Raw genomic sequence first — 1221 nt, 5'->3', positions numbered from 1 at the left:
CCCCTGCGCGACGGCGGCTACGACGTCTCCGACTACACCGCCGTCCTCCCCGAATTCGGCGACCTCGCCGACTTCGTGGAATTCGTCGACGCCGCCCACCAGCGCGGCATGCGCGTCATCATCGACTTCGTCATGAACCACACCAGCGACCAGCACCCCTGGTTCCAGGCCTCCCGCAACGACCCCGAGGGGCCTTACGGCGACTACTACATGTGGGCCGACGACGACCAGCAGTACGCCGACGCCCGCATCATCTTCGTCGACACCGAAGCCTCCAACTGGACCTTCGACCCCATCCGCAAGCAGTACTACTTCCACCGCTTCTTCTCCCACCAGCCCGACCTCAACTTCGAAAACCCCGCCGTCGTCGAAGAAATCGTCTCCGCCCTCCGCTTCTGGCTCGACCTGGGCATCGACGGCTTCCGCCTCGACGCCGTCCCCTACCTCTTCGCCGAAGAGGGCACCGACTGCGAAAACCTCCCCGCCACCCACCAGATCCTCAAACAGGTCCGCGCCGAGATCGACGCCCACTACCCCGACACCGTCCTGCTCGCCGAAGCCAACCAATGGCCCGAAGACGTCGTCGACTACTTCGGCGACTACACCGCCGGCGGCGACGAATGCCACATGGCCTTCCACTTCCCCGTCATGCCACGCATCTTCATGGCCGTACGACGCGAATCCCGCTACCCCGTCTCGGAGATCCTGGCGAAGACCCCGGCGATCCCCTCCGGCTGCCAGTGGGGCATCTTCCTGCGCAACCACGACGAGCTCACCCTCGAAATGGTCACCGACGAAGAACGCGACTACATGTATGCCGAATACGCCAAAGACCCCCGCATGCGCGCCAACATCGGCATCCGCCGCCGCCTCGCCACCCTCCTGGACAACGACCGCAACCAGATCGAACTGTTCACCGCACTCCTGCTGTCCCTGCCCGGGTCGCCGATCCTCTACTACGGCGACGAGATCGGCATGGGCGACAACATCTGGCTCGGCGACCGCGACGCCGTGCGCACCCCCATGCAGTGGACCCCCGACCGCAACGCCGGCTTCTCCTCCTGCGACCCCGGACGCCTCTACCTCCCCACGATCATGGACCCGGTCCACGGCTACCAGGTCACCAACGTCGAAGCGTCCATGAGCAACCCCTCCAGCCTGCTCCACTGGACCCGCCGCATGATCGAGATCCGCAAACAGAACCCCGCCTTCGGCCTCGGC

General features: G+C 65.4%; 1 protein-coding gene. It reads left to right on the top strand.

Annotated elements, in window-relative coordinates; genetic code table 11:
* Positions 1-1221 (top strand): maltose alpha-D-glucosyltransferase (treS, locus tag ACZ60E_RS45730; RefSeq protein ID WP_469448223.1); only part of this gene is annotated, 1221 nt, incomplete at both ends.

This window comes from Streptomyces sp. NPDC102514, assembly GCF_055584525.1.
The sequence above is the reverse complement of the archived record's forward strand: the minus strand, read 5'-3'. Positions and strand labels throughout refer to the sequence as shown.